The organism is Mesorhizobium carmichaelinearum, from assembly GCF_900199455.1.
Lineage (GTDB): Bacteria > Pseudomonadota > Alphaproteobacteria > Rhizobiales > Rhizobiaceae > Mesorhizobium > Mesorhizobium carmichaelinearum.
On record NZ_FZQR01000005.1, the window covers coordinates 378,126 to 401,294 of the forward strand.

A 23,169-nucleotide genomic window follows, 5' to 3' on the forward strand; every position below is an offset into this window, starting at 1 on the left:
ATGATGCGCCGACGGGAGATTGCCCGAAAACGCAACGCGGGTCGATTGCGGCGAAAGTCGAGAGGTGAGCCAGCATTGGCCTGGCCGGCGCCAGGCTGTACTATTGCCGGGTGAATGCGGGGAGGGGAGGCGCGAGCATGCGGCTTGATCGGAATCTCTGTCATTTGAGAATTTGGGCCGTCATCGCCGTGATGGTGCTTTGGCCTCATGCCGCATCGGCCGCCCCGTCACGCCGGAGCGCATCGCTGTTGCCCTGCCGAAGCTGGAAGCGCTGGCGCAAGCCGCCGTCTCCGACGGTGGCGTGCCCGGTCTCGCCATCGCGGTGGTGCACGACGATGAGGTGATCTTCCTGAAGGTTTCGGCCATCGCGAAGCCGGCAAGCCTGAGGCCGTCGACGCCGACACGGTGTTCCAGATCGCATCGCTTTCCAAGCCGGTCTCCGCGACCGTCGTGGCGGCGCTGGTCAGCGACGGGATCGTGTCCTGGGATTCGAAGATCGCCGACCTCGATCCGGCTTTCCGGCTGGCCGATCCCTATCCGACCAGCCAACTCACCGTCCGCGACCTGTTTTCGCACCGCAGCGGACTGCCCGGCACCGCCGGAGACGACCTCGAGGACATAGGTTACGACCGCGCCGAGATCCTGCATCGCCTGCGGTTCGTGCTGCCATCGTCGAGCTTTCGCGCCGGCTACTCCTACAGCAACTTCGGACTGACCGAGGGCGCCATCGCGGCCGCCATGCCGACAGGCAAGCCTTGGGAGGAGGTCGCCGAGGAAAAGCTCTATCGTCCGCTCGGCATGGCCTCGACCAGTTCGCGTCTCGCCGATTTCGTCAAGCACGCCGACCGCGCAGCCCTGCATGTTATGGTCGATGGCGCCTGGGCCGCGAAGATCAAGCGTGATCCGGATGCGCAGGCGCCCGCGGGCGGCGTCAGTTCCACCGCACGCGATCTCTCGCAATGGGTGCGCCTCATCATCGGCAATGGCGTCTATGCCGGCAAGACGGTGATTGCCGCCGATGCGCTGGACCAGACGCATGTGCCGCTGATGACGCGGGGCAAGAACCCTGTCTCGGGCGGCGCATCGTTCTACGGCCTCGGCTGGAATGTCGAATTCGGCCGCCATGGCCTGAGCTGGGGCCATGCAGGTGCCTTCAGCGTCGGCGCGCGTACGCTGGTGACGATCTTCCCGCAGGAGAAGCTTGGCATCGTCATCCTCGCCAACGCCTTTCCGACAGGCGTGCCGGAGGGGCTGTCCGACAGTTTTGCCGATCTCGTTTTCGAAGGGTCAGTCGAGAAGGACTGGATCAAGGCGTGGGACGGCATCTACAACGGCATGTTCGGTCCGGTGGTCGAGGCGGGCAAGGCCACCTATGCCGCGCCGCCGTCTCCGGCAAGGCCGGCCCGGCCGACCAGTGCCTATGCCGGCCGCTACGCCAACGACTTCATCGGCGACGCGGTCGTGGCGAGTGCGGGAAACAGCCTTGTGCTCAAGGTCGGGCCGGCCGGTGCCCGGTCCTATTCCCTGACGCATTACGACGGCGATCTGTTCCTGACCTTCCCCGATGCCGAGACGCCGGACAGGCCAACCGGCGTGAGCTTCGTCGTCGGCCCCGACGGCAAGGCGTCGGCGATGACCATAGGCTTCCTCGACGACAATCATCTCGGCACGCTGCGGCGCGTGGACGACTAGGGGGCTGATAGGGGCAACAAACGAGGTCGGCACGCAATCGCTAACGGCTCCGCCGTCACTCGCAAGATTTCTACGCTACGCGTGGTTGAGCTGGCCTGGGTTTGATCACGGTGGCGAGTACGATGCCGACGACAATGAAGGCCGCACCGACCAGATCGTAATCGTGCAAGCCCTCGCCGAGCAGCAGATAGGCGAGTATGGCGACGAACACCGTCTGCAGGTAGAGCAGCATGCTCGCCCGGCTCGCACCGAGCGTTTCCACGCTTTTGTTGTAGAGATAGTACATCAAGGCGCCGCCCGGACCTGCCAGATAGGCGAGCGCGAGAATGCTGTGGACGTTCATGGCGGAGCGTTCGTCGTTGAACAATTCCCACAAATGGAAAGGCAAAGCGACCAGCGCACCGGCGCCGAGCAGCAGGACGACCATCGGCAGGAGTTCGATGCCGAATTTGGCACGGCGCAAAAGCACGGTGTACAGGCCCCAGCAGAACGCGCTGCCGACGATCCAGAGCTCGCCGGCGTTGAATTTGAGTTGGAGCAGCGCCGTCAGGTTCCCGTGGGCGACGATGAAAATCATCCCGGCGAGCGCGACCAGCGCGCCAAGCGACTTCCACAGTCCGAGCGGTTCGCCAAGCACGAGACGGGCGAGCACCATCGTCATGACAGGCGACAGCGCCATGATGATACCGGCCGTGGTGGCGTCGGTGTCGTTGAGGCCATGGTAGATCATACCCTGGCATAGGGTGAGGCCGATCGCTCCCACGGCGACGACCTCCACGGCGCGGGTTCGCAAAAGCCCGATCATCGCGTCATGATGACGGTGCACAATCGGCAGCAGGATGGCGCAGGCAAGCGTCAGCCGCCAGAAGCAGAGGCCCCAGGGAGGCATTTCAGGCGCCACCCATTTGGCCGCGATATAGACACCGGCCGAAAGCAGCCAGCACAGGACGGCAGCCGGATAGCCGGCCAGGGAGGATACGGGGCCGGCCACGGGTTGCGCGGCTTGATGCGCTATCGGCACTGCCTGCATGTCATGTCCTCCCCTTGGATGACGTCGGCCCGATGGGGCAGCATAGCCTGCGTCGTTGGGTCGTGCATCCGTTTTGAAAGGGTGGGGAATCTGCGCTCAGCCGCCATGTGTCTTTCGATGGAGCGAGGAGGTTCTTTCCGTGAGGTGGGGGATGCGACGGCCGGAACGGGTCAACTCACGGTAGCCATGGCCCGTGCTGACATCCATCCGCTTGTCCCAAGACCTTAGACTGCGCAGAATACTGCCATTTTGCTTCAATACCTGCGGTTTCGTCGGCGACGGCGGCGAGGTGCCTATGATAGGCAGCGGCACCGATGGCTGCATCCCTACAGGTTCGCCTCGGCAAAGATGCGCGCCGCCCAGTCGAGGAAGACGCGCAGGCGCGGCGAGAGCTGACGGTTCTGCGGATAGAGCGCCGACAGCGGTGTCGGCGAGGGCGGGTAGTCGGCCAGCACTTCGACCAGCATGCCCTGAGCAAGGTCCTTCTCGAAGCGGTAGCGTGGCGCCTGGATGAGGCCGAGGCCGAGCCGCGCCAGATCGGCGGCAGTGTCGGAATTGTTGGCGGCGACACGGCCGGGCAGCCGGACTTCGCGCGTCTTGCCGTTGACGGTGAATTCGAAGGGCAGCACCTCGCCGGTGCGCGACGAGACGAAGCCCACCGCCTGATGGCCGTCGAGCGCATCGGGGGAGGCGGGTATACCGTGGCGAGAGAGATAGGCGGGGCTGGCGCAGGTCATCTCGCGGATGACAGCGAGCCGGCGCATGATCATGCCGCTGTCGGGCGGTTCGCCGACGCGGATGACGCAGTCGACGCCCTCGCGCACGAGATCGACCAGCCGGTCGCTCTGGCCGATCTGCAGGTCGATCCGGGGGTAACGGCCAAGAAACTCGGGCAGGCGCGGCAACAGGAAGGTGCGGGTGAGCAGCGTGCTGGCGTCGATGCGCAGCAGGCCGAAGGGCTCGGCGTTGCGGAAGGCGGCCTCGGCATCCTCGATCTCGGCCAGGATCGACAGGCAGCGCCGGTAATAGGCCTCGCCGTCCTGCGTGGCATTCACCTGCCGCGTCGTCCGCTCCAGCAGGCGCGCGCCGAGATGTTCTTCGAGCCGGCGGACGGCTTCCGTCGCGGTTGAGCGCGGCAGGCCGAGATCGGCGGCGGCAGCGGTGAAGCTGCGCCGCTCGAGAACGCGAACGAAAAGCCGCATCGTGTCCAGGCGATCCATGGCCTTTGTTCGCAGTTTCCGAATAGTGATGTCAAGAGGAGGCTGATTATCCGGAAGTTGGCTTGGCCTATATCCGTGTCACTGACAACACGGAGAGACTTCCATGACAAACCAGCAGACAAGTACGGGTAATCCAACCAGAACCGCGATCGTGACCGGCGCCTCCAAGGGCATCGGTGCGGCGATCGCACAGCGGCTCGCCCGCGACGGCATCGCCGTCGTCGTCAACTATGCACGCGGCCGCGCCGAGGCCGAAGCGGTCGTCGGCGCGATCGAAGCCGAAGGCGGCAAGGCGATCGCCGTGCAGGCCGACATCGCCGATCCCACAGGCATTGCCACCCTGTTCGATGCCGGCGAGAAGGCCTTCGGCGGCGTCGACATCCTCGTCAGCAATGCCGGCATCATGAAGCTGTCGCCGATCGCCGCGACCGACAACGCTTCGTTCGACAATCAGATCGCTATCAACCTCGGCGGTGTGTTCCGTGGCATGCGCGAAGGTGCAAAACGCCTAAGGGATGGCGGCCGCATCGTCAATTTCTCCTCGAGCGTCGTCGGCCTCTACCAGCCGGGTTACGGCGTCTATGCCGCCACCAAGGCGGGTGTCGAGGCGATGACGCATATCCTCGCCAAGGAGCTTGGCGCGCGCCGCGTCACCGTCAATGCGGTGGCGCCCGGACCGGTCGAAACGGCGCTGTTCACGGACGGCAAGAGCGATGCGCAGATCGAGGCTACGGCCAAGATGATCCCGCTCGGCCGGCTCGGCCAGCCCGATGACATTGCCGGCGTGGTCTCGTTCCTGGCCGGGCCGGACAGCGGCTGGGTCAACGGACAAATCATCCGCGCCAATGGCGGCGTGATCTGAAGGAGACGACCATGCAACAGACAATCCTGATTACCGGCGCCTCCAGCGGTTTTGGCGCGATGACGGCGCGGGCGCTCGCGAGAGCCGGCCACACGGTCTATGCCTCGATGCGCGACCCCTCGGCGCGTGGCGCGGCGGTAGCCGCGATGGAAAAGTTCGCTCGTGACGAGGGTGTGGCGCTGAAGACCATCGCGCTCGACGTCACCTCCGACGCCTCGGCGCAAGCGGCGATCCGGCAGATCGTACCGAGGCCGGCCAGCTCGACGTGCTGATCCACAATGCCGGGCATACGGGGTTCGGGCCGGCGGAAGCCTTTTCGCCCGAACAGCTGGCGCAGCTCTATGATGTCAACGTCGTCGGCACGCAGCGCGTCAACCGCGCCGCCCTGCCGCATATGCGGTCTATCGGCCGGGCCCAGATGATCTGGGTCGGTTCGAGCAGCACACGTGGCGGCACACCGCCCTTCCTGGCGCCCTATTTCGCCGCCAAGGCCGGCATGGACGCACTGGCGCAGAGCTATGCGCTGGAACTCGCCCGCTTCGGCATCGAGACGACGATCGTCGTGCCAGGCGCCTTCACCAAGGGCACGGAGCATTTCCACCATGCGGCGGCACCCGCCGATGCCGAGCGCGCCGGTGCCTACTGGTCCGGACCCTATGCCGGTGCCGACCAGCAGGCGCTGAAGGGGCTGGCGGCCCTGGAGCCGGCGGATGCCGATCCGGCCGAGGTTGCGGCAGCAATCGTCGACCTCGTGGCGATGCCGCACGGAAGCCGCCCGCTTCGCGTCCACATCGATCCCTCCGACGACGGTGCGGCAATCGTCAACGGCGTTGCCGACCGCGTGCGCGCGCAACTCCTGGAGCGGATCGGCCTTGCCGACCTGCTCCATCCCAAAGCCTGAAACCCAAACTCAACAGAAAAGGAAACGATCATGCCGTTCGCCAACATAAAAGTACCGCAGGCCGCACTCTCCAAGGCGCAGAAGGAAGACCTCATCCACCGGACCACAGCCATGTTCGTCGACTTTTTCGGCGAGGTCGCGCGCCCCACCACGATGGTGCTGGTCGAGGAAGTCGCCGACGGCGGCTATGGCCGCGCCGACGAGGTGTTCGTCGTCCCGGAAGCCTATCGCGCCAAGGAGTAGGGCCGCGCTCTGAGGCGGCAAAGGCCGGCGTTCTACGACGCCCCCCTCTGTCCTGCCGGACATCTCCCCCACGAGGCGGGAGATTGGCAGCTTTGGCGCCGGCACTCTCTCTTGCAACATTGGAGATTGGCGAAGGCCGTCGCGGCATCCGATCTCCCCCCTCGTGGGGGAGATGTCCGGCAGGACAGAGGGGGGCGCCGTAGGGCTCGGCGGGCATGGTTGGCATCGCGACAGTGGTTGACCGCGCCGCCCATCCGGCAGATAGGTCCGCGCGACCACTCCGAGACCTGATATGACCGACCTCAAAGATGCAACCCGCGCCCCCGACTGGCAGGACGATGTCCGCCATGGCGTGCGCCATGTGCGCGACCTTGCTTCCCTGCCGCTGTCTCCCGCCGAGCGCCAAGCCGCGCAGGAAGCCGCCGCGCTCCACAAGGTGCGCGCGCCAAAAGCCTATCTCGACCTGATCGACTGGAACGACCCGACCGATCCGATCCGCGCGCAGGTCATTCCGTCACCGGATGAATTGGTGGAAACCGAGGGCGAGCTTGGCGATCCGATCGCCGACCATGAGTTCAGCCCGGTGCCCAGGCTGACGCATCGCCATGCCGACCGGGTGCTGTTGTTCCCGACCTATCAATGCGCGGTCTATTGCCGGTTCTGCTTCCGCAAGGAATCGCTGACCTCGATCGGCCGTGGCTATACGCGCGAGGCGCTGGAGCCGGCGCTGGCCTATATTGCGGATCATCCCGAGATCCGCGAGGTGATCCTGACGGGCGGCGACCCGCTGTCGCTCCCCGACAAGGCCCTTGCCGAAATCCGCGCGCGCATCGAGGCCATTCCGCATGTCCGGCTCCTGCGCATCCACACGCGCGTGCCCGTCGTGCTGCCGTCGCGCATCACATCCGGGCTGGTCGAGGCCTTGCAGGGCCGGCTGATGGTCACCGTGGTCACGCATTTCAACCACGCGCGGGAGATCACCGATGCCACCGAGACAGCCTGCCGGACCATGCGGCAAGCGGGCTTCGTGCTGCTCAACCAGAGCGTCCTGCTGAAAGGCGTCAACGACAGCGTCGAGGTGCTGGAAGAGCTCTGCCGCGAGCTGATGTACCGGCTGGGGGTAAAACCCTACTACCTGCATCATGGCGACCTCGCGCGCGGCATGGCGCACCGGCGCACCACGATTGCGCAGGGCCAGGCGCTGGTGGAGGCGCTGAGGGCGCGCCTGTCAGGCATCTGCAATCCCGTCTATGTGCTCGACCTGCCGGAAGGCGGCGGCAAGGTGCCGCTCGGGCCGTGTCCTATCGAGGGCCGCGACGGGGACAGCTGGCAGATACGCGGGCTGGATGGCGCGGTGAGGACGTACCGGGAGATCGTGAGCGAGTAGGGCGGCGCGCTATTCCCCGACAAATGCCAACACGACCACACGCGGGGCAATGCAATAGACGAGACTGGCGCTGCGGCCTGTCGTTGTCGTCGCGCGGCCCGCCTCGAGGTCGACGGCGATATCCTCATAGCCCAGCACCTGGTGGTCCAGCGGATAGACGGCCTTGTAGACCGCTTCCTTGGCGGCAAACAGGATGCGACCGGCAAGAAGCTGGTCGGCTGTGTCCATCCGGTCCGCAGCGGTCGCAACGAGCGCGAAAATATCGTCCGGCAGGGGCAGTGCCGGCTCGACGTCGATACCGAGGGAGACGATGTGGCCAATTTGCGCGACCGCCGCCACGGCCATGTCGTCGTCATGGGCGAGCGAACCAATTATCCCGTCCGGCCAGACCGGAGCAGCGGACGGCGCGCGCGGGATGGCGACGTTGCTGATGCCGATATCGGCCAGCAGCCGGTGCGCGATCCAGCGGGCGGCACCACTGGCGCGCCGCATGGCCGGCTGGCGCGCGGGGATCGAACGCGCTTCTTCGGGCAGCAGATGGGCCTCGTCCGCGTCGCGTATCAGCCGGCATCCGGTGCGGATTCCCTTCGGGGCGATGGCGGCCAGCGCCCGCGCCACGGAGGTTTCCTCAGGCAAATCTGGAGGCGAAGGATTTGAGGGGGACATCATCGGCTGGTCGATGCCGGCAGGGCGAGGTCGGCGATCATTTCGCCATCCTCATCGAGCCCTTCTTCGACGAAGCCGGCACGGCGATAGAGCTGGCGCGCCGCTTCATTTTCGGGTTCGTAGCAGATGGAAACGTGCCTGATGTGACCGAGCCCGCCGATTTCGCGCAGCACCTCGCGCAACGCGGCCTTGCCGTAGCCTCTGCCCTGCCAGGCGCGGTCGATCATGAAACGGTAGATGCGCGCCTCGTCGTCGTCCCGTGGCGCCTCGTACATCAGGAACCCGACGAGCTGATCCCCAGCCATGATGACGCGCGGTCGCGCGTCCTTGTCGGATCTGGCTTCGCGCAGCGAGTCCGCATTGCTTGCGACGAAATCCATCTGCTGAGGCGCCAGTTGCAGTGCGGTGACCAGGGTTCGATTGGCCGGGGTTACCGGGGCGATCCGGATTTCAATGCTGCTTCCGGATCGCTCTGTCACGGGACCTCCAATGATATCGGCCCGGATGGCCAGTCAGCTCAAGCCGATGCGCTGGAGCTGTCCTCCATGATCGGCTCGACGAACCGATGCAGCTTGGCCGGGTTGCCGCGCCAGATCGAGTTGGGCTCCAGCTCTTCGCCCTTCATCACGAAGGAGTCCGTATCGACCACCGATCCTTTGCCCATGACGACGCCGTAATGGACAAAGGCGGAAGGCCCGAGCGTACAACCGTCACCGATACGGATGAAGTCCGACTTGAACGCACCTTCTTCCAGCGAATGGGCCTGGATGACGCAGCCCTCGTTGAGCGTGGCGTCATCGCCGATCTCCACCAGCGAGCGTTCGGTGAGGTTGGCTCCACCGTCATAGACGCGCTTGCCGACCTTGACGCCCAGCAGGCGCAGGATCATCGGCCGGAACGGCGTGCCGGCAAACAGGCGCACGATCGGCGAATCCGCCAGCTTCCAGTGGCGTTCGTGGCGCCAGAAGGCGACGTCGTAGATCGTCGTCATTTGCGGCTTCAACCGGCCGAAACCAAGGCTTGCCCGCTCGACGAAGATGTAGAACGGAATGGTGATCGCCGAGGTCAGGAGCACGGCGACGAAGAGAGCGACCTCCGCCCATTCGGTGTAGTAGTTCAGCGCCCGGTCCCAGATCGCCAGCGTGGCGAACAGCATGACCCATTGGGTCGCCATGAACAGAAGGATCGTCACCAGATTGTGGCGGTTCTTGAATGGGATACGCTGGCGCCGGTCGGCCTCGTCGACGCCGGCGATAAGCTCCTTGTCGCGGTTGACCATGCGCGGGATTTCAAAGGCAGGCGAACCGAGCAGCCCGACATTCTCGCGCAGCGGCCCGTCGATGGGGATCATCACCTTGGTGCCGAGCAGGACGTTGTCGCCCGTGCGGCCATCCGGCGGATAGTAGATGTTGTTGCCGAGATAGTTGCGCTCGCCAATGCGGGTGGGCTCCAGCCGGAACGCCGAGGCGGATTTGTGCACATTGATCATGTACAGGCCGTCCGACACCATGGTTTCGGTGCCGATCTCGCACAGAAGCGGGTTGTCGTGCTGCTGGTTGGAGCCGAAATTGGAGCCGGTCTGCACCACCTTGTTGAGGTTCCAGCCGATGGCGCGCATGTAGTGCACGATCGCCGAGCTGTCGCCGAACAGCAGCCCCAGCACACGCGAATTGCTGGAGAACTCGGACACGGTCTGCAGCCAGTAGCGGAAGCCGTAGAGTGTGTAGGTGCGGCCAGGCTTCAGGATCAGGCTGAAAACGCGCGGCAGGACGGTGGCGGCGAAAAAGGCCACGGCGATATAGCCGAAAAGCGTGACCGTGGTGCCGATGGCGACAAGACCGATCGTCTCCTGATAGTCGTCGCCGACATATTCCCAATAGCTGTGGAACAGGAGCGGCAGCGGGGTGACGACCGCAAACAGCAGCACCAGCTGAACGGCCTCGTAGAGGAAACGCCGGACCTCGTAGGGGTTCGCGGTGCGCACCTTGCAATAATCCGCCGTGGTCGGCACGGCCGGCGATCCATGCCAATGCTCGCCATCGGGAATGCTTTGCCCGCGTTGCAGCGAGGACGAATGGCCAAGCTGGCCGCCGTCGCCAATCGAGGTGTCGATGTCGAGCGTCGAGCCGACGCCGACGAAGGCATCGCGACCGATGCTCAGCGGTCCGGTGTGGATATAGCCGGCCTGGGCCCGATAGCCGAGGATCATCGATTCCTTGCGCAGGATGGTGTTGGCGCCGATCGAAATCAGATCCGTGCAGACGGGTACGGATTTGGATTCGATGACGGCGTTGTGCCCGAGCTTGGTGCCCAGCAGCTGCAGATAGATGCTGTAGAGCGGGCTGCCGCGGAACAGCACGACGGGCGCCGAGCGGATCAGCGTCTTGACGACCCAGAAGCGATAGTAGCGCCATCCCCAGATGGGGAACGCCTCGGCCTTCCAGCGGCCGATGAGCAGCCATTTCGCGGCAACGGCAAAGCCGGACATGCCGAAGAACACGCCGGCCGACAGCGCCACGCACCTGAGATAAAGCTGCAGCGGTTCATCGAGCGCGTCATAGACCCAGTCGAGACCGTGGTCGAGGACCCAGAGCGCGGCATAGCTGTAGAGCAGATAGAACGAAAGCTGGCCCGCGCCGCAGCTCCAATAGGCAAGATTCGAGGCCTGGCGGGTGAGGACAGGCTCATTGGTGGCCGTCGTCATCTCTTCCGCCACGCTCAGATGCTTGGCCAGGCGCGCAACCGTCGGATAGAGATAGATGTCGCGCATGGACGTCGTCGCCCATTCCTTGCGCGTGCGCACACGGGCGCAGAAATGCGCCATCAGCAGCGAGTTGGCGCCGAGGTCGTCGAAGAAATTGTCCTCGACCGACACCGCGTCGAATTTCAGCACCGCGGCCAGAGCGTCGGCCAGGAAACGCTCGTCGTCATTGCCGGGCGCCACCATGGCGCGGTCGGCCGAAAGCCTGGTGCTTGTCGGCTTCGGCAACTGGCGAAGGTCGACCTTGTTCGACACCGTCATCGGGATCGCCGGCAGTTCCTCCAGATAGGAGGGCACCATGTAATCCGGCAGGCGCCGCTTCATCGTCTGGGCGAGGTCGGCGCGCGAGAGCGCCGGCGCTCCGGCCTTGGGCGCGTAGTAGGCGACGAGCTCGACGCGGCCGGGCTCGATCTCCCAGGTGGTGACTGCGGCCTGCGCGATGTCAGGCTGGTCGAGCAGCACCGCCTCGATCTCGCCGAGTTCGATGCGGTAGCCGCGGATCTTCACCTGGGTGTCGATGCGTCCGGCATATTCGATTTCGCCATCGCCGTTGATCCGGCCAAGGTCGCCCGTGCGGTAGATGCGCTTCGACGGGTTGTTCGGCAGGCCGAGGAAATCGGGAATGAATTTCTGTTCGGTCAGGTCTTGCCTGTTGAGATAACCGACCGCGAGCCCGATGCCGGCGATGCCGATCTCGCCCAGTTCGCCAGGCTCGGCAAGCTCCGGCAGCGAAGCGTCGAGAATGACGATGGAATAGGTGGGCAGCGGCGCACCGATGGTGACGGGCTTGTCCGGCGTCAGCGCGCCCATCGTTGCCGTGACGGTCGCCTCTGTCGGGCCATAGGTGTTGAGGATCTGCCGCCCCGGCTTCGACCAGCGCACCACCAGATTGTGCGGGCAGGCCTCACCGCCGACCAACAGCGTGCGCAGGCTGGGCACATCAGATGTCATCGACGACAGCAGCGTCGGGCTGCAGGCCATGCAGGTGATGTCATGAAGACGCAGGAAATCCGCCAGTTCCTCGCCGACGAGCGGCATCTGGCCGGGTGCGGGCACCACGGTCGCGCCGGCAACGAACGGCACCCAGATCTCTTCGGAGGAAAAGTCGAAGGCGATGGTCATGCCCTGGTAGACACGATCGCCCGGCCGGTAGCCGTAGGATGCGGCGGCGACGCGGATGAAGTTGACGAAACTCTGGTGGCGGATGGCCACGCCCTTCGGCCTGCCGGTCGTGCCCGACGTGTAGAGGATGTAGCAGATGTCTTCGACCGCAGTGGGGGCCGGTGCCTTGGGCGGCTTCAGTGGCGCGTCGGACTGTTTGGAGATCTCGGCGGCGGCGCTGTCGATCAGCACATGCGGAACCGGCAACTGGTCGGCCCGCGACGCATAGGTGGCGATGGTGACGATCAGGCTGACGCTGGCGTCTTCGATGATCAGCGCCATGCGCTCCTGCGGAAAGGCGGTGGCCAGCGGCACGAAGGCGGCGCCCGCCTTCACCACGGCGAGCAAGGCCACATAGGTTTCCGCCGAACGGTCGAGAATGAGCCCGATCCGGTCACCCGGCCGCACGCCGCGCTTGGCCAGCAGGCGGGCGAACTGGTTGGCGCGCTTGTCGAGCTCCTGATAGGTCCAAACACGTCCTTCGGAGATCACTGCCGGCAGGGTGGCGAATGTTTCGGCGAGCTGTTCGAAGACCGCATCGAGCCGCTCGCCGGGCTGGCCTGCCCGGGCGAAGTCCGCGCCCGTCAGAATCTGGCCGTGCGCGGCGATTACGGAGCCGGCGCCGGTTTTCGGCTGCGCGTCGCCAGTTTCGGGCTCTTTGCCCGGCCTTGCCGCGTCCCTGTCCAATGCGGCGATATCGATACCGTAATCCATTTCCAAACTTTCTCGCCCTTACTGCGCATTGCCAGGCTGTTCATGCCGCCGCATTGGCAGGCCTTTGCCGGCTGCGCCGCCGCTGCATTTGACCGTTGTGCGCGTGTGCGGCGGCCGATTCCCGGCCGTTGAGGGATGCTTATGGCATCCGATCTTTTCGCCAGTTTTTCCGAACTGTTGAATATTGTTTCTGAAGTGTGTCTGAGCGGGACATCGTGAACAGGGAGGGGCTGGAGGAGCGGCCCTCCGCTGCCGTGCAAAGCCGGTGTTGTCGCGGCTCGGCAACCATGCCTATGCTGCGCGGTTCGCGGAGGATCGTGGCGGATGGCAGCGGCAGGCAACGGTCAAGAGCCGGGCGGGGCTCTCGCGGATTGCGGGGTCCCGCGCTCCGTGCTGGATTCGGCGAGCCTGGCGCCCAGGCAGGCCATCGCGCTGTGGCAGGAGAACATGAGTTTCTTCTACGACGTTCGCCTGCGCAGTGGCGGCGACGACCGCTTCCATGTCCATGCGGAAGCGTTTGATTTCGGCGAGATCGCGCTCAGTTCGTATCGATGCGTCGCGCAGAACTTCGACCGCTCGCGCGCCCGCATCGGACGCGACGGTCTCGACCAGATCACCGTGCAGCTCTGCCTGCGCGGCAGCCACGGCCGGCGCGATGGCGGACCGGATGAAAAGGCCTGCCCGGGCGACCTGATCGTCTCCGACCTGGCGCAGGCCCAGTCGACAGGGACGTCCGGTATCGACAGCCTCAACCTGACCATGCCGCGCCGCCTGCTGGCGCCGCTTCTGAAGGCGCCCGACGAGCACAATCTGCGCGTCATCCCGGGCAACGCGCCGTTGACTGCGCTGTTGCGCGGCCATCTGCTGGGCCTCTACCAGGCAGCGCCGGCCATGAGTCGCAGGGATGCCGAGTCGGTGACCAGGCCGACCCTGGACCTCGCCGCCGCGGCGATCAATTTGACTGTCGCGGAGGAAGCCGCTACTTCGGTGCAACTGGCGCTGACCAGCGAAATCCGCCGCCATATCGACAGGCATATCAGCGGCCGGGACCTCACCGCCGAAACGATAGCCGCGCTGTTCGGCATCTCGACGCGCAAGCTCTATTATCTGTTCGAGCCGCATGGCGGCCTCTCCAGATACATCCAAGAGGAGAGGCTGCGCCGCTGCCGCGCCGAACTTGTCGATCCCGGCCGTCGGCACGAAGCCATTGGCGAGATCGCCGGCCGCTATGGCTTCGTTCACCGCAAGAGTTTTGTCCGCGCCTTCCGGCGTTCCTTCGACATGACGCCGCGCGAGATGCGGGCGCTTGCCGCGGAAGGCCGCGGCCTCAACCGCGGGCATGGCGCGAACCGCAGCCTGTGGCATTGGATCCGCGAACTCCGCTGAAGCCCGGACAGCAGACAATCCGATGCCGATCTTGCAGCTGTGGCCACATTCCTTGCGCCTGCCGCCACTTTTGCGCGGAGCGTCCACATAGGCCTTGAACTGTCCCTGTCGACCGCACGAAAACCGAAGGGAAGAACGGGGATCGAACGCAGGTGTCCAGCCCGGACAATGTCATCGTCCTGTCCACGGACGAGATTGCCGATCGCGAGCGCGAGGAAGCCGTGCGCGAATTCTACGGCCGCATCTGCATGCGGCTGGACCTCGCCCCGCTGGAGGGCGGCGCGCTGCATCTGAGCGCCACCACGCTCCTGCTGCCAGGGGTGAGCGTGGCCGAGGGCAAGGTTGCGCCGATGGCCTGGGAACGCACGGCAGCGCTGCGGCAGGATGCCAATGACGACCTCGTCGTGTCCTGGATCGCCGGCGGCTGGGGTTTTGACACACCAAGCCATGGAACGGTGGAGACACCGGCCGGTGCGCCCTGCATCATGCCGATGGACGGGCGCTGGCGCGCCAGGGCGCCAAACGGCGAGTGGACCATCTGCGCCCGCTTCAACAGGTCGACCCTGGAGCCGCTGGTGCGCCATGTCGGCGATCTCAGGCCGGATGCGATCAACCCCGCCACGCCGGAGGCGCGGCTTCTCCTGGCCTATGTCAGAGCGGTGGCCCAGGGCGGGATGAGCGCCGGGCTGGCGCCGCTGGCGGCCCAGCACATTGCCGACCTGTTCGCGGCCGCGGTCGGCGCCAGCCGCGAGGTGGGTGAAGTGATCGCCGGACGCGGCGTCCGCGCCGCGCGCATCGAGGCCATCAAGCGCTACATCGAGGAGAATCTGCACAAAGCGCGGCTGTCAGCGGAGATGGCGGGAAGGGGCCTCGGCATCAGCCCGCGTTACATCAGGCGCCTGTTCGCCGAGGAAGGGCAGGGCTTTTCCGACTATGTCATGCAAAGGCGGCTGGAGCGGATCCACCGGCAGCTCGCCAGCCCGCTTTTCGCGGCACGGCCGATCGCCGATCTCGCCTTCGAGGCGGGGCTGGTCGAGCCGTCGACCTTCTACCGGCAGTTCCGCTCGCGCTATCGCATGACGCCGTCCGAGGTGCGCGCCGGCCTGGCGCAGTGAGGCGCCTGTTCCGCCAGTGCCATCCGCCTGTGCCGCCAGTGCGATACGCCCTTGGCTTGGCATCCGCATAGTCGCGCCGGCGGACGCGCTGCATGAGGCATGCGCGGGAACGGAGGCTGGGCGGCCGGGCCTCCGTGACATCGGTAAAACTGGCCCCTGGAGGCAACAATGCGTGCGGCGAAAAGATTGATATTCGGCATCTCGGTTTTCTGCGCCCTTCTTCCGACCGAGGTCTTCGCGGCTTACAAATGCTGGAACCCGGCGATCTGCAAGGCGGTCTGCGGCGCCGAGATATGCGGCAAGATCAGCGCCAACAATCGCGACATGAAGACGCTGGACCAGGGCGGGCCCGGCCAGCTTGCCGCGTCCGGCGGCGGCTCCTCATCCGGCACCAGTTCCAAGAAGACCTACACCTGTTCGAACCCGGCGATCTGCATCGCGGTCTGCGGTAAGAAGACCTGTCCGTAGGCGGGTCGGTACCGACATCACCGAGGCGCCGGCGCTGAGCCGGCGCCTTTTGTGTGTCTAGGTCGCGCCTATTGGGCTCTGCCAAGGTTGGGTTCATCGAGCCCTGATTCCCCTTCCAAAAAAATCTCGCACCCCTCGGGAATAAAGCACCGCCTTGCCGGGTCTTCCCTTCAGCGGGGCCAATCTGCCGGCCCGCGACCTGAGGAAACGAAACAAGGATTGCTAGAAATGACCAAGCTCGCTCTCGGCGTGGCTGCGGTGGTGCTTGCCTCGAATGCTGCCTTTGCCGGCAGTGATCATTTCGGTGGCAACACTGGAAACCAGCCTGTCGCCTCTGTCGACACCAATGCCACCGCTTCGATTCCCTACACGGCACGTCCTGACGGCGTCGACACCAAGGTGACGACCGGGCCGAGCCAGGGATCGGTGCAGGACATCATCAACCGGCACAACGACGAAGGCCTCTGGGGCCGCTGAGCGTGCCCTCAAGCAATCTCTCAACAACAGGAACCATCGACATGAAAACCCTCGCTCTCACCGCCATCGCCATCCTGGTTGCCACCACCGGCGCCTTTGCCGGCAGCGACCATTTCGGCGACCGCCCCGTCAACCAGACCACCGCCACCATCGACAACAGCTACACCGCCTCGATCCGCAAGCCGGACATGGTCCGGCACAGTGCCGAGGCGACGATGAAATCTGATGCGGATGAGCCAGCCCAGGACAACTGGGGCAACTGAGTTCAGGGGTTGGGACAGCCTCGAGGTCCCGACCCAGTCCGCAATCAGGACGGGGGGCCATGTGGCGTGGCCCTCCGTCACCCCTGGAATTTCTCGCCTTCCGACTTTTGCCACTGCCACGCAACCCCACAGGAGATCACCCATGTTCAGCATGACACGCCGCACACTGCTTGGAACCGCCACTGCTGCCGCTGCCTTCGGCCTCGCCGGCAAACTTGAGTTCACCCGTCCCGCCTTTGCCGAAACCCCGGTGGAGCCGACCGTCGGTTTCTACAAATATACGGTCGGCGATATCGAGGTGACCGCCATCTATGACGGCATCTGGAAGAAGCCGCACGACCCGGCCTTCATCAAGGATGTTTCGGTCGAAGACACCAAGGCGGCCCTCGCCAAGGCGGGGCTGACCACCGACTTCATGCCCATCCCGCTCACCGTCGTCGTGCTCAAGATGGGCGGAAAACTGATCATGATGGATGCCGGCTCGGGCGTCGGCCAATGGCAGGCCAATGCCACGCATCTGCCGGCCAACATGGCCGCCGCCGGCATCGACTACAAGGCGATCGACACCATCATGATCTCGCATTTCCACCCCGACCACGTCTGGGGCCTGATGGAGAAGGGCACCAACACGCCGGTGTTCCCCAATGCCGAGCTGATCGTCAACGCCACCGAATACAATTGGTGGACCGACCCGAGCCGGCTGGCCAAGCTGCCCGAGGGCCGCAAGCCGGCTGGCAAGCGCATCGCCGAGAACTTTCCGAAATGGAAGAACTGGAAGCTGGTTCAGGACGGCGCGGAAGTGGCGCCCGGCATCCAGATCATCGCCGCGCCCGGCCACACGCCGGGGCATTCGGTGTACCTCGCCAATTCCGGCAAGGAGCAGCTGATGATCTCGGCCGACACCATGTATGTGCCCGCTTTGCTGGCACCGCATCCGGAGTGGCAGGGCGCCTACGACCAGGATGGGCCGACCGCGATTGCCACGCGCCACAAGATCATCGACCGGGTGATCGCGGACAATATCCGCATTTCCGGGTCGCACTTCCCGTTCCCCGGCACCGGCGTCTTCGTCAAGGACGGCAACGCCTATGGCTTCTCTCCCGTTCAGATTTGAACGGGTAACCCAAACCAAGCGAGTAAGACAATGAAACAGCTTCTCTTGGGCAGAAACGCCCTGTTCGGCCTGCTCGGCGCCATTGCCGTGCTGACCGTTGTGCCCGTCGCCACTGTGATGCCGGCCTATGCGGTGGATGACATCGAGGGCGCCGATGCGCCCGACCTTACCGCCGTCCAGGCCAAGATCGCCGCCAAGGATTACAAGGGCGCGCTGGCCGATCTGCGCGATCTCGCGCAGGACAACCAGCAGGCCGACGTCTACAATCTGCTCGGCTTCACGCTGCGCAAGACCGGCGACTTCACCACCGCGCTGACCTACTACAACAAGGCGCTGGAGCTGAAGCCCGACCACAAGGCCGCCCGCGAATATCTGGGCGAGCTCTATGTCGAGACCGGCGACATGGACAAGGCCAAGGCGCAGCTGGCCTCGTTGCAGAAACTCTGCCCCGCCGGCTGCGACGAGCTTTCCGACCTGCAAAAGGCCATCGACACCAAGGTGACGCAGTAAGTTCTCCCTCACCCGGATTGCCCAGACCGAATTGCAAAGAGCAATTCGGGGCAATCCGACCTCTCCCCGAGGGGAGAGGAGGAGCCAACGCCGGCGCGCCTTTCTCTTCTCCCCTCGGGGGTCCGAAGGACGGGCGAGGCCCGCGACTCGCCCCGGCAAAGGTGGACGCGAAGCGGCCGGATGAGGGGGCCTGGCGCTGACCTTAACCCAAGTGAACCAAAGTTTGGGCGCTCGTGGCTGGCGCCCATTGCCGGAGCCGGCGCTCTTCCGCGAGCCGGCTCCGGCCTTTTCGAACAGTCACATCCGGCAGGCGCCGTTCTCGCGCGTCCCACGGCGGGCGGCGCTTGCCTCATGCTAAAAATTGGAGGCTGACCCCATGACACCGAACGACATCGCCGCGAAGCTCACCGGCCTCGCCACGAAATACCACATCAGGGACGTGACCCTGCTTGCCGGCCGCCTGCTTATGTCCTTCATCTTCCTGCATGAGGGCGTGACACTGGCCACCCATTTCGACGGCGCCGCCAGGGCGATGGCGGCCCAGGGCGTCGGCCTGCCGCTGTTTGTCGCCACCATCGCCCTGCAACTGGGGGCAGGGCTCTCGGTGGCATCAGGCCTGCTGACGCGACTGGGCGGCATCGGGCTCGGCCTGTTCTGCCTGGCCACCGCCTTGCTGTTCCACACCAACTTCGCCAGCCAGAACGAACTGCTGAATTTCGAAAAGGACCTGGCCATATCAGGCGGCATGTTCGTGCTGGCCGCCGTCGGCGCCGGCCGGCTGTCGCTGGACTGGCTGCTGGCCCGCGCCCTGCAAAAGCGTGAGCGCGACAAGGAGATGGTCAAGGCATTGCTGGCGGTGGAGAACGAGTTCTCGGTGGATGTGCGGTTGCCGGTTTGAGGCACCTTTGCCAAACGCTCGCTCGCTGGAACCAGTCCGGGTGCTCCGCATTCTATTAGCAGGGGCTCAAGGAGTGTGTGATGAAAGCGGTTTTGGCACTGGTCGCAGGCTTTGTCCTGACCCTTGCGGTCTTCGCCAGCGGGCTGGCCTTCGCCGCCTGGCTGATCGTCGCCAAACCCGCGCATCAGACCAGGCCAGCCGACAGTGTCTCGCAGCTGTGGACCAAGGACGCACAGCCCATGGACAAGGCCGCGCCGGGCCTGGAGCGCGTGGCCGCCGCGCAGCACGCCGCACCCGACGCCGCCGCCAAGGTGCAGTCGCCCGACCCGACCAATACAGTCGTGGCGACGCCCGACGCCGGCGCGCAGCAGGCCAGGCTGCCGCCCGCCCATGTCAGCTGGTGCGCGGACCGCTACCGCTCCTACAATCCCGACGACAACAGCTACAGGTCCTACAGCGGGCAGCAGCGCCCTTGCGTGTCGCCCTATCTCGACACCACTGCCGCCGCCGACCAGGCCGCGCCCGCCGCAGTCAGCTATGTCGAGGGCGGCGCGGCGCCCCTGGTTGCGTCGGCCGACCTTTCGGACGACCACGTCCAATCCTGCTTCAGCCGCTACCGCTCCTACCGTCCCGAGGACAACAGCTACCAGCCCTATTCCGGTGGGCCCAGGCGCCAGTGCGAGTAGGGGGCGCAGGCTGCTTGAATCGCGTGCGATCCCTGGCCATTTCGATCACGCAAAATTTTTGGATCAATCCCGCCGGCGCGGCGTTCCTCCCTGACACGAAGGGAGAACCACCATGACCGACGACCGTAACGACAAGATCCGGGACCGTGCCTACGCAATCTGGCAACGCGAAGGCGGCGCCCATGGCGACCACGAGCGCCATTGGCACCAGGCCGAAATGGAGATCGACCGGGAAGCCGCCCTGCCGCTGACGGCCGACGACGCGTTGCCGCAAACACGCGAGATCGCCAGCACCGACGTGCTGGAGGTCGAAGCGCTGGCCATGCGCACCGGCATATCGGGCGACGAGGCGCAGGCGCTGCTCGACCGCCTGGGCAGCGACCGCGCGGCGGTGGAGCAGGCAGCGCGCAGCCTCAAGGACAGGCGCAAATCCTGATCGATCCCAACTGGGGAGAGCGAGATGATCCGCAAACTCAAGGACGGAAAATACCGGCTTTATTCCCGCAAGAAGGACGAGAAGACCGGGAAAAGGCGGAACCTGGGGACGTTCGATAACCGCGAGGCGGCGGAGAAGCATGAGCGCGAGGTGCAGTATTTCAAGCGGCTTTAAGGAGGAGGTGTTTGGTGCTTGCCTCTGACTGTCGCGATGGCGATACATCAGCCGCTGCCGTGACCGGTTTAACCATAATCCGTCTAAGTACAGCGGCAGCAATGCGCCTAATGTCGGACGTTGAAGTTGATCTTGCCGTTGCCCAGAAGCGGACTCTAGCTATGATAGGAGAAAACGCCTCACTTCATCAAAAAACTGTAGGCAAGCCGCCTCATCCTTCAGAAACAGGTGATTCTTGCCATCGAACGCAACGAAGCGAGCACCGGGAATAGCAGCAGCCATTTGTCTGCCCGCCTCGAGCGGGCAGACTCGATCATCGCGAACGTGCATGACAAGTGTTGGTACCTTCACCTTCGGAAGAAGTTCGCGAACATCGAGATCACCGACGACTTCAAAATACTGTGCTGCGCACTCAGGCGAGATCGTCCGTCGTTGCAGCTCGTTGAAGGCTTCGATCTGCTCTTTGGTGCCTTCAGGGAGAAACTGTGACGAAAACAATTGACGAAACGTCGGTTCGTCCGATCCCCATCCTAAACGCATCAAGGTCGTCATAGCATCGCGTTTCTGGCGCTCCTCGGGCGAACGCTTCCGTCCACCCAATGCAAAGCCGCCGTAGAGGATGAGATGTGACACCTTTTTGGGGTGGCGCACAGCGTAGGCAATCGAAACGGCACATCCCTGGGATGCGCCGAACAAAGGGAAGCGCGTGAGACGTGCCGCATTAGCAACGGCTTCCAAATCGCTCACCCAGTTTTGAAGTGAAAGCTCGTCCACATTCCTATCCGACATTCCATTCCCTCGCGCGTCATAGCGGATAAGGGTGTGTTCGCTTGCAAGCCCCTCTAGTAAGTGATGCCAGACGGGACTCTCCCAATCATACTCCAAGTGGTTCAGCCAATTAGCGGCCTTCATGAGAGGTGGTCCGCTCCCAACCTTGGCCCAGGCAAGCTGAACACCGTCTTTCGCGCGGCAATACGCAATCGACTGGGTTAGTTCGTGGGTTACTTGCCGTTCAAGATCAGCCGATCGCTTCGTTGCAACAGAATACCCGCCGCCGACGCGAAGCAAATAGACCCGGATGGGCTCGGCGATGTTCTTGAGCTGTGTGCTGCCGAGATCGCTGACTGAAAGGTCAAGCCTGGCCTTGACCTGACGATAGGCATCCTCGGACAGGCAAATGGTGCCCGGCGACGCGACGCCTTCCAGGCGTGAGGCGATGTTGACGCCGTCACCCATCAAGTCGCCGTCGCTTTCCTCGACGACATCCCCCAGATGGATACCGATCCGGAATTCGATGCGGCGGTCCTGCGGCACACCGGCATTGCGCTCGACCATGCCGTTCTGCACCTCGATCGCACAGCGCACGGCATCGACCACGCTGCGGAACTCGACCAACGCCCCATCCCCTGTGCGCTTGATCACGCGCCCGTTGTGCACGGCAATCGCCGGATCGATCAGGTCGCTGCGCAGTGCCCGCAACCTCGCCAGGGTGCGATCTTCGTCGGCACTGGCAAGCCGGCTGTAGCCGACCACGTCAGCAGCAAGGATCGCCGCAAGTTTGCGGGTCTCGTTCACCTTGCCCCTCCTTCACTATCCGACATAGCACAGACGCAAGGGAAAGACCGCTCCATTTATCTGGACGCCTTGCCTGGCATTCGCCCAGGTCGACGTTCCAGGGCACGGGACCGGGCGGCGGTTGTTGGTGCGGGACGGGTGCCAGGTGTGGGTGCCGCAGGCCTGTCACATCCCGGCTCGCAGAACACCGCCGGAAGCAACAATGTTTCCCGTTTGCGCCCATTCGGCTAAGATGCGACGGATGCAAAAACCGATCTGGAGAGGCCGCCGGGGAATTCGATATGCGGACCAGCTGCGCAATCCTGATGGGGCTCTATTGGTCGCTCCCGCGGCCGCGGAGGACATGCAGTGCCCGAAAGGCATTCAATTGGAGACGGACATCAAGGCCGCGCCCGATTGCCTGGCCGCTCACAAATTGCACCAGGCCTGCGCCTGGGAATCGAGCGGCGACGAATTCATGTCGGAAGACGTGATCGACAAATGCGAGGCTGGATTTCTCGATCGACTGACCGCCAAGCAAAAGCGCCTGTATCAAAAGCGCATCGGGGCATGCAGCGATCGCTACCCCGTCACCGAGGAGGGCGGGTCAATCCAGATATACCTGTCATGGATGTGTGACGAGGATCTCGCGGCGACCTATTTCAAGGCCGCAAAGGGTGGGCAAATTGTGGGAACGCCACGCTGGCGGGTGCCCAACGTATCTCAGTGAACCGATTATCCGTTTCGGGAAGTTGAACCATCCGGAATTTGCGACGTCAGCGGACTTCTCGACCCGCGATCATCGCGCCGCGTGAACGAATCCAGCATCTGCCGTGCGGGAGGCCTCGACCGGCGTTCCGGGATCTAGACACCGGCCTATGCACGTCGATGGGCCGAAGCGCCGGGCGTGTAACTCATCCCTCGGCCGGCTCTTCGTAAATGCCGGTGATGAGGAGCCATGCGCCTGAAATCAGGAAGGCGAACAGAACGATGGTTCCAAGGGCCGCGATGTAAAGGCCCACGCCGCGCCCGAGAATAAGGAAAATCGCGCCTGCAACCTCGGCCAGGTAACACAGCGTGCCGCCCGCCAGCCGCGGCCCGGTCAAGCCGATGGTACTCATCCCCGCCATGATGGCGACGACATAGCCTCTGACGAAGATGAATGTCGCTATGCCCCAGAGGAAAAGCCATTCGAAGCCAAGTGCCGGAAGATATTGACCTCCCAGAAGTGCCAGGCTGCATGCCATGAAAATCGCGCTGAAGCCCGACAGCATGTTGATTGCCCGGTTCTTGTGCGTCGTGTTGCGGACAATACGTTCGGGATTGATCGAGATCGCGACGAAGATCAACCCGGCAAGTCCCGCCGCGCCGCCCCCCACCATGACGAAGAAATTAGTCCATTGATCCAACATGACTTGCCCCTCAGGTCCGCGCTTCAGGCGGCTCGGTGG

General features: G+C 64.4%; 22 protein-coding genes and 2 pseudogenes. 17 read left to right on the plus strand and 7 right to left on the minus strand.

What is annotated here, in order from left to right; translation table 11 throughout:
* Window positions 1-137: 137 nt before the first annotated feature.
* A pseudogene (locus CKW40_RS15000) lies at window positions 138-1,692 on the plus strand (serine hydrolase).
* Window positions 1,693-1,762: 70 nt separating this feature from the next.
* Here the strand turns inward: CKW40_RS15000 and CKW40_RS15005 are convergent.
* On the minus strand, window positions 1,763-2,722 hold the full coding sequence (locus tag CKW40_RS15005) for a DMT family transporter (RefSeq protein WP_095200648.1): 960 nt from the start codon (window positions 2,720-2,722) through the stop codon (window positions 1,763-1,765).
* 326 nt (window positions 2,723-3,048) lie between these two features.
* Window positions 3,049-3,942 (minus strand): LysR family transcriptional regulator, encoded by an 894-nt coding sequence (locus tag CKW40_RS15010; RefSeq protein WP_095200649.1) that lies wholly within the window; start codon window positions 3,940-3,942, stop codon window positions 3,049-3,051.
* Window positions 3,943-4,045: 103 nt separating this feature from the next.
* Here CKW40_RS15010 and CKW40_RS15015 point away from each other — a divergent pair, with 103 nt between their 5' ends.
* The 4 genes and pseudogenes from CKW40_RS15015 (at window position 4,046) to CKW40_RS15035 (ending at window position 7,335) form a co-directional block, all read left to right on the plus strand.
* The gene (locus CKW40_RS15015) at window positions 4,046-4,804 is read left to right on the plus strand and encodes an SDR family oxidoreductase (protein ID WP_095200650.1); all 759 of its coding nucleotides are present in this window, start codon (window positions 4,046-4,048) and stop codon (window positions 4,802-4,804) included.
* Window positions 4,805-4,815: 11 nt separating this feature from the next.
* Window positions 4,816-5,705 (plus strand): annotated as a pseudogene (locus CKW40_RS15020) (SDR family oxidoreductase).
* Window positions 5,706-5,735: 30 nt separating this feature from the next.
* Window positions 5,736-5,948 (plus strand): tautomerase family protein, encoded by a 213-nt coding sequence (locus CKW40_RS15025; protein WP_095200651.1) that lies wholly within the window; start codon window positions 5,736-5,738, stop codon window positions 5,946-5,948.
* Between the two features lie 292 nt (window positions 5,949-6,240).
* Entirely contained in the window at window positions 6,241-7,335 is a 1,095-nt protein-coding gene (locus tag CKW40_RS15035; RefSeq protein WP_095200652.1) for a KamA family radical SAM protein, read from the plus strand.
* 9 nt (window positions 7,336-7,344) lie between these two features.
* Here CKW40_RS15035 and CKW40_RS15040 read toward each other — a convergent pair whose 3' ends face one another.
* Genes CKW40_RS15040 through CKW40_RS15050 form a run of 3 tightly spaced genes read right to left on the minus strand, consistent with a single transcriptional unit; the run spans window position 7,345 to window position 12,637 of the window.
* The gene (locus tag CKW40_RS15040) at window positions 7,345-7,953 is read right to left on the minus strand and encodes a 4'-phosphopantetheinyl transferase family protein (protein WP_439330981.1); all 609 of its coding nucleotides are present in this window, start codon (window positions 7,951-7,953) and stop codon (window positions 7,345-7,347) included.
* A gap of 47 nt (window positions 7,954-8,000) precedes the next feature.
* On the minus strand, window positions 8,001-8,480 hold the full coding sequence (locus tag CKW40_RS15045) for a GNAT family N-acetyltransferase (protein WP_095200653.1): 480 nt from the start codon (window positions 8,478-8,480) through the stop codon (window positions 8,001-8,003).
* A gap of 38 nt (window positions 8,481-8,518) precedes the next feature.
* Entirely contained in the window at window positions 8,519-12,637 is a 4,119-nt protein-coding gene (locus tag CKW40_RS15050; protein WP_179297974.1) for a Pls/PosA family non-ribosomal peptide synthetase, read from the minus strand.
* A gap of 324 nt (window positions 12,638-12,961) precedes the next feature.
* Here CKW40_RS15050 and CKW40_RS15055 point away from each other — a divergent pair, with 324 nt between their 5' ends.
* From CKW40_RS15055 to CKW40_RS15105, 11 genes are all read left to right on the plus strand, one after another.
* Window positions 12,962-14,023 (plus strand): helix-turn-helix domain-containing protein, encoded by a 1,062-nt coding sequence (locus CKW40_RS15055; RefSeq protein WP_095200655.1) that lies wholly within the window; start codon window positions 12,962-12,964, stop codon window positions 14,021-14,023.
* Window positions 14,024-14,175: 152 nt separating this feature from the next.
* Entirely contained in the window at window positions 14,176-15,138 is a 963-nt protein-coding gene (locus CKW40_RS15060; protein ID WP_095200656.1) for an AraC family transcriptional regulator, read from the plus strand.
* 168 nt (window positions 15,139-15,306) lie between these two features.
* Window positions 15,307-15,606 (plus strand): hypothetical protein, encoded by a 300-nt coding sequence (locus tag CKW40_RS15065; protein ID WP_095200657.1) that lies wholly within the window; start codon window positions 15,307-15,309, stop codon window positions 15,604-15,606.
* A 228-nt stretch (window positions 15,607-15,834) separates the two neighbouring features.
* Window positions 15,835-16,083, plus strand: a complete 249-nt coding sequence (locus tag CKW40_RS15070; protein WP_095200658.1) for a DUF680 domain-containing protein — start codon at window positions 15,835-15,837, stop codon at window positions 16,081-16,083.
* A 41-nt stretch (window positions 16,084-16,124) separates the two neighbouring features.
* Window positions 16,125-16,346 carry a DUF680 domain-containing protein gene (locus tag CKW40_RS15075; protein ID WP_095200659.1) on the plus strand — a complete coding sequence of 74 codons (222 nt, stop codon included), beginning with the start codon at window positions 16,125-16,127 and terminating at the stop codon, window positions 16,344-16,346.
* 142 nt (window positions 16,347-16,488) lie between these two features.
* Window positions 16,489-17,460 carry an MBL fold metallo-hydrolase gene (locus tag CKW40_RS15080; protein WP_095200660.1) on the plus strand — a complete coding sequence of 324 codons (972 nt, stop codon included), beginning with the start codon at window positions 16,489-16,491 and terminating at the stop codon, window positions 17,458-17,460.
* 30 nt (window positions 17,461-17,490) lie between these two features.
* The gene (locus CKW40_RS15085) at window positions 17,491-17,970 is read left to right on the plus strand and encodes a tetratricopeptide repeat protein (protein ID WP_095200661.1); all 480 of its coding nucleotides are present in this window, start codon (window positions 17,491-17,493) and stop codon (window positions 17,968-17,970) included.
* A 376-nt stretch (window positions 17,971-18,346) separates the two neighbouring features.
* Window positions 18,347-18,868, plus strand: coding sequence for a DoxX family protein (locus CKW40_RS15090; protein WP_095200662.1), 522 nt, complete (start codon window positions 18,347-18,349; stop codon window positions 18,866-18,868).
* Window positions 18,869-18,945: 77 nt separating this feature from the next.
* Window positions 18,946-19,554 (plus strand): BA14K family protein, encoded by a 609-nt coding sequence (locus CKW40_RS15095; protein WP_095200663.1) that lies wholly within the window; start codon window positions 18,946-18,948, stop codon window positions 19,552-19,554.
* Between the two features lie 112 nt (window positions 19,555-19,666).
* Window positions 19,667-19,990 (plus strand): DUF2934 domain-containing protein, encoded by a 324-nt coding sequence (locus tag CKW40_RS15100; RefSeq protein ID WP_095200664.1) that lies wholly within the window; start codon window positions 19,667-19,669, stop codon window positions 19,988-19,990.
* 24 nt (window positions 19,991-20,014) lie between these two features.
* On the plus strand, window positions 20,015-20,164 hold the full coding sequence (locus tag CKW40_RS15105; RefSeq protein ID WP_095200665.1) for a hypothetical protein: 150 nt from the start codon (window positions 20,015-20,017) through the stop codon (window positions 20,162-20,164).
* A 159-nt stretch (window positions 20,165-20,323) separates the two neighbouring features.
* Here CKW40_RS15105 and CKW40_RS15110 read toward each other — a convergent pair whose 3' ends face one another.
* Window positions 20,324-21,739, minus strand: coding sequence for an alpha/beta fold hydrolase (locus CKW40_RS15110; protein WP_095200666.1), 1,416 nt, complete (start codon window positions 21,737-21,739; stop codon window positions 20,324-20,326).
* Between the two features lie 241 nt (window positions 21,740-21,980).
* Between CKW40_RS15110 and CKW40_RS15115 the strand changes: the two genes are divergently transcribed.
* Entirely contained in the window at window positions 21,981-22,448 is a 468-nt protein-coding gene (locus tag CKW40_RS15115) for a hypothetical protein (protein ID WP_095200667.1), read from the plus strand.
* 184 nt (window positions 22,449-22,632) lie between these two features.
* Here the strand turns inward: CKW40_RS15115 and CKW40_RS15120 are convergent, their stop codons facing one another.
* Window positions 22,633-23,130, minus strand: a complete 498-nt coding sequence (locus tag CKW40_RS15120; protein ID WP_143748299.1) for a hypothetical protein — start codon at window positions 23,128-23,130, stop codon at window positions 22,633-22,635.
* Window positions 23,131-23,169 lie beyond the last annotated feature (39 nt).